Consider the following 15,170-nt stretch of genomic DNA (forward strand, 5'->3'; position numbering starts at 1 on the left):
CACTTCCGGCGGTGGCCCCACGACTAACGGCGAGCGTACTGGGCTCGCAGCTGTCCGCAGGCGGCGGCGATATCGTGCCCCATCTCCCTGCGGACGGTGGCATTGACGCCAAGCCGGCGCAACTCCCGTAAAAACGCCTCGATTTGCCGCGGCGGCGTTCGCGTATAATTTCTCTCCGGCACGTAGTTCACCGGGATCAGGTTCACATGACAGGGAAGTTCCGACACCAAGGCCGCCAGGTTGCGCGCGTCCGTCAGGGAATCGTTCTCACCGCCGACCAGTGCGTATTCGAAGCTGATACGGCGGCCCGTCTTGTTGCAGTAATAGCGGCAAGCCTCCATCAGTTTGGCGATTGGGTACGCTTTGTTGACGGGCATCATCCGCGAGCGCTGCTCATCGGTGGCCGCGTGCAAGGATACCGCCAGCGTGACCGGCCGACCGTCGTCCGCTAACCGAATGATACCCGGAACCAGCCCGACCGTCGAGATGGTGATGTGGCGCATCCCGATATTCAGCCCCTGTGGGTCGTGAATGATGTCCATGAACTTCAGCGCGGCCGAGAGGTTGTCCATCGGTTCTCCGGATCCCATCAGCACGACGGACGAGACGCGCTGGCCCGCTTGCGCCAGGAGGCGCACGCTGTGCATGAGCTGCTCAACCATCTCGCCCGCGCTCATCTGACGGATCATCCCGCCGAGGGTAGAGGCGCAAAACGTACAGCCCATCTTGCACCCCACCTGCGTGGACACGCATACGCTGTTGCCATAATCGTGTCGCATCAACACCGTTTCTACCGTGACCCCATCGGGCCAGCCGAGCAGGAACTTCACGGTGCCGTCACGCGACACCTGGCGGGTGACTTCATGCGAGGTTTGAATCACACTCTCCGCTGCCAGGCGCTCACGCAGGGTCTGCGGCAGATTGGTCATCGCCGCGAACTCCGACACCTGGCTCTGATACAACCAGCGGTAAATCTGTGCCGCTCGATAGGCGGGCTGCCCCATTTCCTGCAGCCAGGAGGTCCACTCCTCCATACGCAAGTCATATGCGTGTCTTGCCATCGCCCGTTCCCCTTTGCACGGATTCAGGCGCCCGCCGACACTCCGCCCTATTGGAAGCGGTGCAGGCGCGCCATGTAAAACCCATCGGTGCCAAACTCGTCCGGCGTCAACAGCAACCCCTTGTCCACACTGCGCGACCGCAGCAGAGAGGGCAAATCCGGAGCCACGTCATCCCAGCGGAGCCGCAATCTAACGTCGTCCACCACACTCTGGACAACGTCCGTATTCTCTTCCGCCAACACGGTGCAGGTGCTGTAGACAATGAAGCCACCAGGCCGCACCAGCTTGGCCGCCGCCTCCAACAGTTGGCGCTGCAAGCGGACGAGTTCGGCCACATCCCCGGGTGAGCGGCGCCAGCGGATGTCCGGTCGGTGGCGTAGGACGCCCAGGCCGCTGCATGGCGCATCCACAAGCACCGCATCGTACCGATCCGCATGCCCGGGGACACCGGGCAGCAATCTCCCGTCCACCGTCAAGGTTCGAATGGAAGTCAGCCCCAGCCGCGCGGCCGCCTGTTCAATAAGCTGCCGCTTGTGGGCATGCAGGTCACAAGCGTCCACCTGCCCCCTGTCCTGCAACAGCTCGGCGATGTGCGTCGTCTTCGCGCCAGGCGCCGCGCACAGATCCAACACCCGCGCCCCCGGTCGGACCGGGAGCAGAGGGGCAACCAGCATAGCCGCCTCATCCTGGATAGTGATCTTTCCGGCTCTGTACAAATCCCACGCTTCCACCGCCACGCCTTGGGCCAAGCGGAGGCCTTGAGGGGACAGCGGCGAGCGGCTCACGGGGATACCCGCGCGACGACGGATCTCCTCCATCACCTCGTCGACGTCGGCACGCAGCGGATTGACCCGCACCGAAAGGGTGCCCGCCTGGTTGCCGGCCGCCAGCACCCGCTCGGCCTTGGCGGGTCCAAACTGGCGCAAAAACGATTCGACTATCCAATCGGGATAGGAATACTGAATGCCCAAGCGCTGGACATCACTCTCTGCCTCCAGCCTGGCGAGGCGCGCCGCGGCGGATTCCTCCTGGCGCAGGTACGCGCGCAGGACCCCGTTGACAAAACCGGCCGCCTTGGGCTTGACCCGTTTGCACAATTCCACCGCCTCGGCCACCGCCGCATACGCCGGGATGCGATCCAGAAACGCGAGCTGATACGCCGTCAACCGCAGCACCGTACGCACCTCGACGTCCAGGTCGGCCACGGGGCGCCGGAGAAACGGGTGGAGCAGCCAGTCGAGGGTGCGCTGGCGCTGCACCGTGCCGTAGACCAGCTCGGTCAGCAGCCGCCGGTCCGCTCCCTCCAGCCGCGCCTCCCGCAAGCACTGCTGCAGGGCCAGATTGACGTAGGCCTGATCGCGCTCGACGCGCAAGAGCGTCTGCCAGGCCCAGAAGCGGACCCCTCTCATCGGCTACCCGCGGCCAAATGAGCCGCACGGCTGGTCACGCCGCGCAGCCAAGCGGCCGCCTCCATCGCCCGCTTGCCCGCAGGCTGCACCTTCGTCACCGGCAGCCAACCATCGCCGGTGCGCACGCACACCTCACCACCCAGGAAGCGGACGTCCCCCGGCACCCCGTCCACGGGCGAACAGGGGCGCATGGGCCAATGGCTCTCCCAGACCTTGAACGGCTGCCCTTGCCAGCTGCAGGATGCCCCCGGGGCAGGAGAAAGGGCCCGGATGTGGTTGTGCACCTGCCACCCCGGCTGCGCCCAGTCGATCGCCTCATCCTTCCTTGTGATCCGCTCCGCATACGTAACTCCCTCTGGCGGCTGGGGCACGGGCGTCACCTGGCCCGCGAGGTAGCGCGGCAGCACCTCCACCAACAGCTCGGCGCCCATTTGGGCCACGCGCGCTTCCAACTCGCCCAGGTTGTCGTTGCTGCCAATCCGGGTCTCGGCCCTGGCGAGCATCGGCCCCGCGTCCAACTGTTTCACCATTTCCATCAGGGTGACCCCGGTCTGCTCATCCCCTGCCATCAAGGCCCGCTGCAACGGCGCCGCGCCGCGCCAGCGCGGCAAGAGAGAAGCGTGCACATTGAGGCAGCCGGCCCCCGCTGTTTGCAGCAAACGCTCGGGCAGGATCTGACCATAGGCCGCCGTAATCAAGACATCCGGAGCCAGCGTTCGCACCCGCTCGATGATCTCGTCTGTGCGCACCCGCTCCGGCTGGGCAACCTCCAGCCCGAGCGCCAACGCCGCCTGCTTCACCGCCGGCGCCGTCAGCATCCGCTTCCGCCCCACGGGCCTGTCTGGTTGAGTGACCACGAGACAGACCTCGTGCCCGACCCGCACCAACGCCTCCAGGCTTGGCACCGCGAATGGGGGCGTACCCAAAAAGACAATGCGAGCCACCGGAATCACCCCTGTTTGGACCCGAGTTCGTGTTCGCGCACGATTTCCGACGGCTTGAGGTAGTCGATAAACAGGATTCCGTTGAGGTGATCGACCTCATGTTGGATGCAGCGAGCGAACAGGTCGCTCGCTTCAATGACAATCTCTTCCCCCTGACGGTTGAGCGCCCGCACTTTCACATGCCGGGCCCGCGTGACTTCCCCGCTCAACCCTGGCAGGGACAGACAGCCCTCCGCCGCCCGCTGGCTGCCTGAGCGCTCCAAGATCTCCGGATTGATGAGTTCCACCAGTCCTTCTCCGACATCGATGACGACCAGCCGCTTGGCGATACCAATCTGATTCGCGGCCAGGCCGATGCCCTTTGCGTCGTACATGGTTTCCGCCATATCATCGAGCAGTTTTTCCACAGCCTTCGTGATGGCAGGCACTGGTTTGGCAATTTGGCGAAGAATGGGGTCGTTTCCCTTGCGAATGATACGAATGGCCATGTCAACTCCTCCTCCACGGGCGAGGTGTGGGCTGCTGTCGCCGTCCGTACCCGCTCCGGCGTCCTCGTTCAGGCAATCTTCCCAGCGCCCACGTCCAGCACGCAGACCCCGCCCAGGCGGCGCATTTTTTCCCGCACCAGCAGGAATGCGCTGGACACCGGATCGGCGACGTCTTGCCAATGCGTATACTTTACCACAACCTGATAGCGAAACTGATCTTCCATCCTCAGGATGCCGGCCGGATGAGCAGGCAACACCGTTCCCCGCTCCGTCGGCAGCCGGCGACGCAACTCCCGTTCAAATCGGCTGGCCGCGGCACGGGCCCAACGTTCCTCAGAGTGGCTCGCGACAAAAACAGCCAACTCAGAGAACGGCGGATAGAAGAACTGTTCCCGAATGGCCCGCTCGGCTCGATAGAAGCCCCCGTAGTCGTGACTCGCCGCCGCCGCGATGGCAAAGTGCTCGGGGCGGAAGGTCTGGATGACGGTGCGTCCTGGCACGTCCCCGCGACCGGCCCGCCCAGCCACCTGGGTGAGCAAATCGAATGTGCGCTCAGCTGCCCGATAATCGGGGACGGCCAGCATCGTGTCAGCCGCCAACACTCCGACAAACGCGACGTTGGGAAAGTCCAAGCCTTTCGCAATCATCTGCGTGCCGACCAGCACGTCCGCCTCTCCCGAGAGAAACTGGGTCATGGCTTCCTGGTGCGCCCCTTGCCTGCGGGTGGTGTCCACATCCATGCGCAGGATTCGCCAGCCGGGCCACTGCTCGGCCAGCAGCGCCTCGACCTGCTGCGTGCCGATACCAAACGGGCGCAGGGCCGTTTCCCCACAGGCCGGGCATGCCCCGGGCCAAGGCGTCCGGTGCCCACAGTAGTGACAGCGCAGACTCCATTCATCCCCCGCTTTGTGAACGGTGAGGGAAATGTCGCAGTGTGGACACTGCAGGGATTCACCGCAGCTCCGACAGAGCACGAATTGGGCAAAGCCACGGCGGTTGAGAAACAAAATCGCCTGGTGCCCGGCATCCACCGCCTCGCGCATGCCGGCCGCCAGTGCCCGGCTGAACAACGAGCGGTTGCCAGCCTTCATCTCCGCCCGCATGTCGACCACTTCCACCGCCGGCAGTGAGCGCTGGCCGACCCGACGAGGCAGTGTGACGAGCGACGCCAGGCCGGTCTCCACCCGGTGCATCGACGTTAACGACGGCGTCGCTGAAGCCAGGACCACCACCCGGCCAGCTCGGCGCACTCGTTGCCGCGCTACCTCCCGTGCGTCGTAATGGGGAGTGTCATCCTGTTTATATGAAGGTTCATGCTCCTCATCCACCACAATCAAGCGTAAATCCACAACCGGGGCGAACACGGCGGAGCGCGCTCCCACCACGATGCGCGCCTCACCGCGCCGGATACGCAGCCATTCGTCGCGCCGCTGTCCGACCGACAGCCCCGAATGCAGTACCGCCACCTGGGAGCCGAAGCGGGCCACAAAACGGCCGACCATCTGGGGCGTCAAACTGATTTCTGGAACCAGCACAATCGCGCCGCCGCCCTCCGCCAACACCTGCTCCATGGCGCGCAGGAACACCTCGGTCTTGCCACTGCCGGTCACACCGAACAACAACAGCTCCTGGGTCGGCAGGGCCCCCCGGAGCGCTTCCTCAATTCGAGTCAATGCGCGTCGTTGAGCGGCGGTCAGCGGATAGGCATGCGAGTCCGCAACCGGATAGGACACTGGGACGTCCCTGGCCACCTCGACCTGCACCAAGCGCGCCAGGCCCTGCTCGAGCAGCGCCCGGACGGGCGCGTCGGTAGGGCGCACCCCCAATTCCTTGAGCCGCACCCGCCCCTCTGTGGCCAGGGCGGCCAACAACTGGGCCTGTCGTTTGGCCCTTGTCCGCCGCTCCTCCGCCAGGGCCGCCAACTCCTCGCTTGTCCTCGCGGCCTCCAGGCAGGCAAGGGTACGCGCCCTCGCCTTGTCCACCCATTCCATATCCAACTCCGCCAGCCCCAGGGACATCAGCTGCCGTACGGCGAGCCACGCCTCCGCGCCAAACCGCCGCTCCAGCCGTTCAAGGCGGGCGGGGCGACTTTGCAACGCTGCCCAAACCGCGGCGGCATAGGGCGGCAGCGAGGCTGCGGCCCCATCCGCATGCGTCTCCGCTGACACGGCCCGCACGCGGTGCACGACCTGCGCCCGATAGGCCGAAGGAAGCATCGCGTGCACCGCCTCAATCCAGGAACACACGTAGCGCCAGCGCAGCCACCCGCAAAGCTCAATCATCTCTTCTGTCAACAGTGGCTCCGCATCGACCAGGAACGCAATCTCCCGCAGTTTTGCCTCCGCCGGCTCCTTTTCCCGCAGACGCATGACAAAACCCTGCTGGCTGCGGCGGCCAAACGGGACGATGACACGCTGCCCGACAGCAAGGTGCGGCTTGAGCGACGCCGGCACGCGGTAGCTGAACCACCGATCCACCCCGCGCCCGCGCATGTCTATCAGCACGTCGGCAACCACATCGCTGCCCGCCGCGTCCGTCACTCGCCTCTCACCTCAGCCAACCGCTGCGCCACCATATCCAGAATCCTCTCGGCCACTTCCCGCTTGCTCAGGAGCGGCAGGTCCTCTTGTGCACCAGACGGGCGCAAGAGGCTGACACGATTGGTGTCCACTCCGAACCCGGCGTCTGGCTCCGCGACATTGTTGACCACAATCAGGTCCAGTTGCTTGCGCTCCAGCTTTTCCCTAGCATAAACCAAGGCGTCCTGGGTCTCAGCGGCAAAGCCGACAATGACTTGGTCCTGCCTGCGCATCTCTCTGACTTTCGACAGAATGTCGGGCGTCGGCTCCAGTTCCAAGACCGGCACGCCTTGTGCCTTCTTCCACTTATGTTCATGCCGCTGGACAGGCCGAAAGTCGACGGGCGCGGCGGCGCTGATGAACACGTCCGCTGCGGGCACCTCGTCGAGCACCGCCCGCAGCATGTCCTCCGTGGACCGAACGTGGCGCATCTGCGCGCCTGGCACGGGTGCCAGGTGAGTCGGACCACTGACCAACACCACCTCCGCGCCCCGTGCCAAGGCCGCCTCGGCCAAAGCGTACCCCATCTTGCCCGACGAAGCGTTGCTCAGGTAGCGGACCGGATCGATATCCTCGACCGTGGGGCCCGCGCTGACGAGCACGCGCAGGCCGCCGAGTTGTCGGCGGCCGGCAAAGTGGGCATCAATGATGTCAGCGATGTCTTCCGGCTCGGCCAACCGTCCCTTGCCCGTGTACCCACAGGCCAACGGTCCCTCGCCCGGATTGACGACGAGCGCCCCGCGCTGCCGCAGCAGGGACAAGTTGCGCTGAACCGTCGGGTGCTCGTACATGTGCACGTTCATGGCCGGCGCCACCAACAGGGGCGCAGTCACCGCCAAGGCGGTTGTCGTCACCATATCGTCGGCGATGCCCAACGCCAACTTCGCCAGCAGGTTGGCGGTGGCCGGAGCGATGACGTACATATCCGCCCGGTCAGCGATGGCGACATGCGCGATCTCGGCCGCGTCCGGCTCGGCGAACGTGTCGACGACCACCGGCCGATGGGTCAGCGCCTGGAACGTCAGAGGCTGGACAAAACGAGTGGCGTGTTCGGTCATCAGCACTTGCACCTGATAACCTCGTTTGACCAACTGACTGCACAGAGTCGCCGTCTTGTAAGCGGCGATGCCACCGCCCACGCCCACGAGGACAAAGTGTGCCAAGCCTATCCGTCCTTTCTTGATCTAGCCGTTCGTGAGAAAAAGGCAGAACATCCCTGCTGGGTGCTCTGCCCTCGCGCGCCTATTCTTGCCCGCTCACCGCGCTCCATCCGGGCGCACGTAGCGTACCTTGCCGTCGTGAATTTCCCACAGGGCACGACTGACGTTTTTGGTCGTTGATGATCCCGGTTGGTTCATTGTTCGCTGTTGCAACTGGCGAGCCCGTTTGGATGTGGCCACGACCAGCGCATACTTGCTGTCAACCGAAGCGACCAATTCATCAATCGACGGATAGAGCAAGACAATCCCTCTTTTCATCGAGATTCCCGATTCGCATCATAACATTGTACTGCTTTTCTCCCACTCAGACAATAGATTGAGGTTACGGGATACGCGGCCGTGTTCCGCCGCGACAATCGCCTCAATCCGCCGACAGGCCAACTCCACCTCGTCGTTGACCACCACGTAGTCGTACTCCCGCATCATCTGTAATTCCTTCCAAGCGGCGCCAAACCGTCTCTGGAACGATTCCTCCGTCTCCGTACCCCGTCCCAGAATGCGCGCCCGCAACTCGGCCGCGGAGGGCGGAATCAGAAAGATGAACACGCCAGCTGGATAACGTCGCTTGACCTGCATGGCGCCCTGGATGTCAATTTCCAAAAGGACATCTTGTCCGAGCGCAAGCGTTTCCTCCACGAACGACCTGGGTGTGCCATAGTAGTGTCCGTACACCTCCGCCCACTCCAGCAACTGCCCGTCCGCCATCATCTGCTCGAATTCCAGGCGCGTTTTGAAAAAGTAGTTGACTCCGTCCTTCTCCCCGGGCCTCGGTTGACGGGTGGTGGCGGATATCGACACCTTCATGGGCACGCCGCGCCGCATCAACTCCGCGCATACCGTCCCCTTGCCAGCGCCGGAAGGGCCGCTCAGAACAAACAAGATTCCCGGTTTCGCGGTCGCCATGGTTGTCATTCCTCATCTTCCAACAATTGTTCCTTAGCGGTCAAACGATGCGCTACAGTTTCCGGCTGCACAGCAGACAGAATGATATGATCGCTGTCCGTGATGATCACCGCCCGGGTACGGCGTCCGTATGTCGCATCGATCAATCGCCCACGCTCTCGCGCCTCCTGAACGATGCGCTTGATAGGGGCCGATTCGGGGCTGACGATGGTCACAATCCGATTGGCCGATACGATGTTGCCAAACCCGATATTGATTAACCTGATGGACATGACCGCGCCTCCTGCAATTATTCGATGTTCTGCACCTGTTCGCGCAGTTGTTCAATGAGTGTTTTCGCATCGACCACGGATCTGGAAATCTGCGCATCGGCCGCCTTCGCCCCGATGGTGTTCACCTCGCGGTGCAGTTCCTGGACAATGAAATCCAAACGCCTGCCGACGGGACTGCCCGCGGCCAGCGACGCGGAAAACTCCCGCAAGTGGCTGGCCAAACGGGTGAGTTCCTCATCAATCGAAACCTTGTCCGCATACAGGACGAGCTCCGCCGCTAACCGGTCCGCATCAACCCGACCCACCCATTCTTGCAGGCGGTCGGCCAGCCGTTCCCGCTCCGCCTGCAGCCGCTCCGGCGCCCGCTCGCGCATGCCATCCACGAGCGTCTCCAACGCCCGCACCTTTGCGAGCAAATCAGCGCTCATCCGCTCGCCCTCGCGGCGGCGCATGGCCACCAGGGCCAGGCAGGCGTCTTCCACCGCCTGCACAGCCGGGGACCTTAGCGCCCGCGCGTCGGCCGCCGCCTCCGGTGGCAGGATGACCCCTGGAAAGGTCAACCACTGGTACGGCTGCGCCGAGCGCACATCTGCACGCCCGGCGGCCATCATCCGCTCAGCCAGGTCCGATTCCAACCGTTGCAGCTGCTCCAGCAGCGGCCAATTGAGGGTCAGTCCGGCGGATTCACTGGGCGCAGGATGGAAACTCAGCGTGACCTCCACGCGTCCTCTCTGCACGTGCCGCGCAACAACTCGGCGCAACTCGTCTTCCAGCGGCCGCAACACCTTGGGTGTGTTGACCACCACGTCGAGGAAACGGTGATTGACGCTGCGCACCTCTGCGCTCAGATGGAACTCCCCCGCCTGCACAGCGGCCTGTCCAAACCCGGTCATACTTCGACAATCCACGACAAATCCTCCAAGCGTATTTATATTCTACAGTAGTTATCCGGGTCGAGACAAGGTTATCACAGGTTATCTTGGATTTCCTCACACAATCCTTGACTTGCGCAGGAATTCGACGTCAATCAGCTGTGCAAACTCTGCCTGTAGAATTGACAATCCGGGCCGTGCGAGCTAAACTGATGCGCGTGAAAATTTTATTTTAGCCTCTATACTATTTTGGACTGGAAACACCAGTCGCGAGGGAAAACTGGCCAAAGGGAGGACACACACGTGAAAACACGTCGCCTGCTCATCTTCAACATCATTGCGCTGATTGTCATCATCGCCATCCTGTTCGGCGGCTACTACTGGCTGGACCAACGCAATAAGTACATCAAGACCGATAACGCCCAGGTGACCGGTCAGGAGGTGGTGTTGAGCGCCCCGGCGACCGGCAAGTTGGTAGACTGGAAAGGCAGCTTGGGCTACACCTTCCACAGCGGGGACAAATTGGGAACCGTCGAGGTCCCACCCAGCACAGGGCAACACGAGCCTGTCGATGTGGACGTGAAGGCCCCTACCGATGGTACCGTGGTCCAGGACATCGCCGTGAAAAACCAATTTGTAGCGGCCGGCTCGCCATTGGCGTACTCCTACGACCTCAAACACCTGTGGGTCACCGCCAACATTAAGGAGACGCAGATCAACGACGTCAAGATCGGTCAGACGGTGGACGTGTACGTAGACGCGTTCCCTGGGTCGTCCTTAACCGGCACGGTGAGCCAGATTGGCTACGCGACGGCCAGCACCTTCTCACTTTTGCCGCAGTCGAACGACACGGCCAACTACACCAAGGTGACACAGGTGGTTCCAGTAAAGATTTCCTTGAGCGGCTATCAGGGCATGCGTCTGGTGCCCGGCATGAACGTGAGCGTGCGCATTCACAAATGACAAGGAGCTGAAGTGACGTGTCCGTAGATACTGCCCAGGAGGCATCCCGGCCCGCGGCTCCAGCAGGCAGCGCACACGTCGGGCCGATTTTAGTCACCCTGATTCTCGGCGCCTTCGTGGCCATCTTGAATCAGACACTGCTGAACGTGGCGCTGCCGCAGCTGATGAACGATTTCAGCGTCACCGCCAACACCGTGCAATGGCTTTCCACCGCCTACCTGATGACCAACGGCGTGCTGATCCCCATCACCGCTTACCTGATTGGCACGTTCACGACACGGCAGCTGTTCATCGGGGCGATGGCCGCGTTTACCCTTGGATCGTTCATCTGTTCGATTGCGCCTTCCTTCGCTGTCATTCTCATCGGCCGCGTGATTCAGGCGGTAGGTGCGGGCATCATCATGCCCTTGTTGATGACCGTCGTCCTCAACCTGTTCCCGCCCGAAGGGCGTGGCAAGGCGATGGGCATGATTGGCATCGCGATGATCTTCGCGCCGGCCGTCGGACCGACGCTGTCGGGGTGGGTCGTTGAGACCTGGACGTGGCGCGTGCTGTTCTGGATTGTCATCCCGATTGCGGTGATCGATATCCTGATGGCGGTATTCTTGCTGCGCAACGCGACCGAACGCACCCACCCCCACTTCGACTGGCCGGGGTTCATCACCTCCACCATCGGCTTTGGCGCACTGTTGTACGGATTCAGCGAAGCCGGAAACAATGGTTGGTCCGACTCCGGGGTGACCGGCTCCATCATCATCGGGGTGCTGGCGCTCATCCTGTTCGTCTGGCGGGAGTTGACGGCGCGCGAACCGATGTTGAAGCTGCAGGTCTTCCGCTATGACATGTTCTCGCTGACGACTGTGGTCAGCTGCGTAGTCAACATGGCCATGTTTGCAGCGATGATTTTGCTGCCGATTTACATTCAGAACATCCGCGGCTTCACGCCGCTCAAATCCGGCTTGTTACTGATGCCGGGAGCTGTTCTGATGGGTATCATGTCGCCGATAGCTGGCGCCCTGTTCGACCGGCTGGGGGCGCGCCCGTTGGTTATCTTCGGGCTCATTGTGACGCTCCTCACCACCTGGGATTTCAGCCACCTGACCCTGCAGACCAGCTACACGCACATCATGTGGCTCTACACGGCGCGCATGTTCGGCATGTCATTCATCATGATGACCGTCATGACCGCGGGTCTCAATCAATTGCCGAGACACCTCAACGCACACGGCACCGCCGCCGCCAATACCGCCCGGACAGCGGCTGGATCCCTGGGCACAGCCATCATGGTAACGTTGATGACGACGCGTTCGCAGGTGCACATGGGGCAATACGTGAATTCTGTCAACGCGACCAATCCGACCATTCAACAGTTCATCCAACACGTCGGGGCGGCTCTGGGCGCCAGCGGCGACAAGGCGCAGGCGCTGGCGGCCGAGCTGTTGTATGGTATGGCCAGCAAACAGTCGACGGTGGACGGCATCAACGACGCATTCCTAGTCGCCACACTTATCGTGGCTGTGGCGCTGGTGCTCTCGTTCTTCATCCGCCGGGTGACGCCGCCGAAGGTGTCCCAGCCCGCCGAGACACAGGCGCTGGTGCCCAAGGAGCGGGATGCGTCCGAACTACCCGAGCCGGTGCCCGTAGATTGACGGCAGGCGCAGTTAGGGCCGCGTCTCTCCCGTGGGGAGTGCGCGGCCCTCTCTTTGTTTCCCACAGGCCTCTCGCCGTCACACGTCGCGCACCGGCACCTTGGGCCGGATGGCTTTGCGGCCGGCACGACGCAACGACAGAGCGAACGTGGGCACGGCGGCGGCGACGAGCACCATCACCCACTCCAGCGGCCCCAGCGGCACCGTGTTGAACGCCCTGGCCACAGGTGGGATGTACAATGTGATGAGGAACAACACCACCGAGGACGCCACCGCGAGCAGGAGCCAGCCGTTCTCCCACAGGCTGCGCTTGAAGATGCCCCCCTGCAGGCTGCGACAGTCGAACACCAGAATCAGCTGCGCCATCGTCAGCGTGGCGTACGCCATCGTCTGGGCGTGGGCCAGGTTTTGCGGGTTCTGACGCAAGGACCAGAAAAACACCACCAAGGTCACCAGGCCGATGAGCGTGCCGCGGCTGATAATCTTGAGTCCCAGTCCACCGGCGAATATGCCTTCGCGCACGTCGCGCGGCGGTCTGTCCATGATGTCCTTTTCCACCGAATCCACGCCCAGGGCAATCGCCGGCAGCCCGTCGGTGACCAGGTTGACCCAAAGAATTTGAATCGGCAAGAGCGGCAGCGGCAGCCCGGCCAACATGGCCAGAAACATGGTGATGATTTCACCCACGTTGCTGGCCAGGAGGTAGCGGATGAACTTCTTGATGTTGTCATAGATACCGCGCCCTTCCTCAATCGCTGCGACGATGGTGGCAAAGTTGTCGTCGGCCAGCACCAGGGCGGCCGCCTCCTTGGCCACATCGGTGCCAGCCATGCCCATCGCGACGCCAATATCCGCCTGCTTGATGGCGGGAGCATCATTGACGCCATCCCCAGTCATAGCCACGACTTCGCCGTTGTTCTGCAGCGCCCGCACGATGCGCAGCTTGTGCTCAGGGGTCACGCGCGCGTACACATAGATGTCACGCGCCTGCTGGGCCAACTCCTCGTCCGACAGCGCATCCAAGGCCGCTCCGGTGACCACCCTCCCGCCATCGGGAAGAATCTCCAATTGACGCGCGATGGCGGTCGCCGTCTCCTGATGATCCCCGGTAATCATCACCGTCCGCACCCCGGCCCGGTGACAGGTGCCGATGGCTTCGTACACCAGCTCACGCGGCGGGTCCATCATCCCCGTCATACCGGTGAACACCAGCTCCGTCTCCGGATCGCGCGTTGCCTTGGCCGCCTCGACGCTGGGAAAGCGCCGATACGCGAACGCCAGATTGCGCAAGGCCTGGGCGGCCATCTGTTGGTGGGCCGCGAGAATCTGCCGGCGCAACCCCTGCGAGAGGGGCTCCTCGCGCCCTCCGGTCAACACCTTGCTGGAACGCTCCAGCAGCACGTCGGGCGCACCTTTGGTCAGCAGCAGGACCTCTTCACCCTGGCGCACCAAAACCGACATCAGCTTGCGCTCCGACTCAAACGGGATTTCGTCGATCCGCTCGAATCCCGCTTCCTCCGGCTTTAGCCCGGCCTTCATCGCCATCACCAAGAGCGCGCCCTCGGTCGGATCGCCGTCGAGCAGCCAGTCGTCCTCCTCGGACTGGGGCTTGAGCGCGGCGTTGTTGCATACGGCGGCCACCTCGACCAAGCGCTTGACGGCCGGCCTGCGCAGCGGTTGAATCGGCCGGTCCTCATAGATAAAGTTGCCGACCAAATTGTAGCCGGAGCCGGTGACGCGGAACCATTCGCCGTCCGCCCACACTCGCTGCACCGTCATGCGGTTCTGGGTTAGGGTGCCGGTCTTGTCGGAGCAAACCACCGTTGCGCAGCCGAGGGTCTCCACCGAAGGCAGTTTGCGGACAATCGCGTGCCGCTTGATCATGCGCTGGACGCCCAGCGCCAGGGCAATCGTCACGATGGCCGGCAGGCCTTCAGGAATCGCCGCCACGGCCAGGCTGACGCCGGCGAGGAACATGTCGTAGAGCTCGTGCCCGTGCAGGACGCCGGCCGCCACGACGAGCAGGGTGATGCCCAGCGCCAGCCACACCAGCACCTTGCCCAACTGGTCCAACCGCCGCTGCAGCGGTGTCATCGTCTCCTCCGACTGCTGCATCAGATCAGCAATCTTCCCCATCTCGGTCGCCATGCCGATTTCCGTGACCACAAACTCCGCCCTGCCCCGAGTGACCATGGTGCCCATATATACCATGTTCTTGCGGTCGCCCAGGCTCGACACCGGATCTACAAAGATGCCCGCCTGTTTGCTGACCGGCACCGATTCACCGGTCAGCGACGACTCCTCCACTGTCAGCGCCTGGGCGCTCAACAGGCGGCCGTCCGCAGGCACCCGGTCCCCGCCCTCCAGGATCACGATGTCGCCGGGAACCAGGTCCCGCGCCGGCACCAAGACCACCTCGCCGTCGCGGCGCACGCGGGCATTGGGGGCAGTCAGGGCTTTGAGCGCGGCCAAGGACTTTTCCGCCCGCACCTCCTGCACAAACCCCAACACCCCATTGAGGATGATGATGGCGATGATGGTGATGGCGTCCGTGTACTCACCGAGCAGCCCGGAGATGAGTGTGGCGGCAATCAGGACCAGAATCATAAAGTCCCGAAATTGATTGAAAAACACCGTCAAGAGCGACACCTTCGTGCCCTCCGCCAGCTGATTGACGCCATACTTGGCGCGCCGCGCCTCGACTTCGGCCGAGGCCAAACCGGAAGGCGTTGCCTCTAGAATCGACAGACAATCGCTGGCGGCCAAGGCATGCCAGTTCTTCTCCACCGGAGCCACCCCTTTAAATCTCT

The 15,170-nt window shown here is 63.0% G+C and carries 13 protein-coding genes; 2 read left to right on the forward strand and 11 right to left on the reverse strand.

All coding sequences use genetic code 11. The features are described 5' to 3' along the window. Positions 1 to 23 precede the first annotated feature (23 nt). The 10 genes from rlmN to ASH01S_RS00915 form a co-directional block, all read right to left on the reverse strand. A complete protein-coding gene (gene rlmN, locus ASH01S_RS00870) occupies positions 24 to 1,061 on the reverse strand; it encodes a dual-specificity RNA methyltransferase RlmN (protein WP_067922033.1) in 1,038 nt (345 codons plus the stop codon). Positions 1,062 to 1,108: 47 nt separating this feature from the next. After that, complete coding sequence (rsmB, locus tag ASH01S_RS00875; protein ID WP_067922036.1) at positions 1,109 to 2,470, reverse strand: 16S rRNA (cytosine(967)-C(5))-methyltransferase RsmB; 1,362 nt, start codon at positions 2,468 to 2,470, stop codon at positions 1,109 to 1,111. Further along, entirely contained in the window at positions 2,467 to 3,414 is a 948-nt protein-coding gene (gene fmt, locus ASH01S_RS00880) for a methionyl-tRNA formyltransferase (RefSeq protein ID WP_245628878.1), read from the reverse strand. The genes rsmB and fmt overlap by 4 nt, the downstream gene beginning before the upstream one ends. 5 nt (positions 3,415 to 3,419) lie before the next feature. Beyond that, positions 3,420 to 3,902: a peptide deformylase gene (def, locus tag ASH01S_RS00885; protein ID WP_067922042.1), complete on the reverse strand. Its 483-nt coding sequence runs from the start codon at positions 3,900 to 3,902 to the stop codon at positions 3,420 to 3,422. A 68-nt stretch (positions 3,903 to 3,970) separates the two neighbouring features. Beyond that, the gene (gene priA / locus ASH01S_RS00890; protein ID WP_245628879.1) at positions 3,971 to 6,442 is read right to left on the reverse strand and encodes a primosomal protein N'; all 2,472 of its coding nucleotides are present in this window, start codon (positions 6,440 to 6,442) and stop codon (positions 3,971 to 3,973) included. After that, positions 6,439 to 7,644, reverse strand: coding sequence for a bifunctional phosphopantothenoylcysteine decarboxylase/phosphopantothenate--cysteine ligase CoaBC (gene coaBC / locus ASH01S_RS00895; RefSeq protein WP_067922044.1), 1,206 nt, complete (start codon positions 7,642 to 7,644; stop codon positions 6,439 to 6,441). Before coaBC ends, priA begins: the two co-directional genes overlap by 4 nt. Before the next feature lie 93 nt (positions 7,645 to 7,737). Then, complete coding sequence (rpoZ, locus tag ASH01S_RS00900; RefSeq protein ID WP_067922051.1) at positions 7,738 to 7,941, reverse strand: DNA-directed RNA polymerase subunit omega; 204 nt, start codon at positions 7,939 to 7,941, stop codon at positions 7,738 to 7,740. Positions 7,942 to 7,977: 36 nt separating this feature from the next. Next, positions 7,978 to 8,604: a guanylate kinase gene (gene gmk / locus ASH01S_RS00905; RefSeq protein WP_083516718.1), complete on the reverse strand. Its 627-nt coding sequence runs from the start codon at positions 8,602 to 8,604 to the stop codon at positions 7,978 to 7,980. A 5-nt stretch (positions 8,605 to 8,609) separates the two neighbouring features. After that, positions 8,610 to 8,876 (reverse strand): extracellular matrix/biofilm regulator RemA, encoded by a 267-nt coding sequence (remA, locus tag ASH01S_RS00910; RefSeq protein ID WP_067922056.1) that lies wholly within the window; start codon positions 8,874 to 8,876, stop codon positions 8,610 to 8,612. Positions 8,877 to 8,893: 17 nt separating this feature from the next. Next, positions 8,894 to 9,784 carry a YicC/YloC family endoribonuclease gene (locus ASH01S_RS00915; protein WP_157066923.1) on the reverse strand — a complete coding sequence of 297 codons (891 nt, stop codon included), beginning with the start codon at positions 9,782 to 9,784 and terminating at the stop codon, positions 8,894 to 8,896. 267 nt (positions 9,785 to 10,051) lie between these two features. On the opposite strand from ASH01S_RS00915, the gene ASH01S_RS00920 reads away from it, so the two are divergent. Together ASH01S_RS00920 and ASH01S_RS00925 are read left to right on the forward strand one after the other, a co-directional pair. Further along, positions 10,052 to 10,711 (forward strand): beta-barrel domain-containing protein, encoded by a 660-nt coding sequence (locus ASH01S_RS00920; protein WP_067922062.1) that lies wholly within the window; start codon positions 10,052 to 10,054, stop codon positions 10,709 to 10,711. 17 nt (positions 10,712 to 10,728) lie between these two features. After that, positions 10,729 to 12,360 (forward strand): DHA2 family efflux MFS transporter permease subunit, encoded by a 1,632-nt coding sequence (locus tag ASH01S_RS00925; RefSeq protein ID WP_067922065.1) that lies wholly within the window; start codon positions 10,729 to 10,731, stop codon positions 12,358 to 12,360. 78 nt (positions 12,361 to 12,438) lie between these two features. Here ASH01S_RS00925 and ASH01S_RS00930 read toward each other — a convergent pair whose 3' ends face one another. Then, on the reverse strand, positions 12,439 to 15,147 hold the full coding sequence (locus ASH01S_RS00930) for a calcium-translocating P-type ATPase, SERCA-type (protein WP_067922073.1): 2,709 nt from the start codon (positions 15,145 to 15,147) through the stop codon (positions 12,439 to 12,441). Positions 15,148 to 15,170 lie beyond the last annotated feature (23 nt).

The organism is Alicyclobacillus shizuokensis NBRC 103103 (genome assembly GCF_001552255.1).
Classification (GTDB): domain Bacteria; phylum Bacillota; class Bacilli; order Alicyclobacillales; family Alicyclobacillaceae; genus Alicyclobacillus_G; species Alicyclobacillus_G shizuokensis.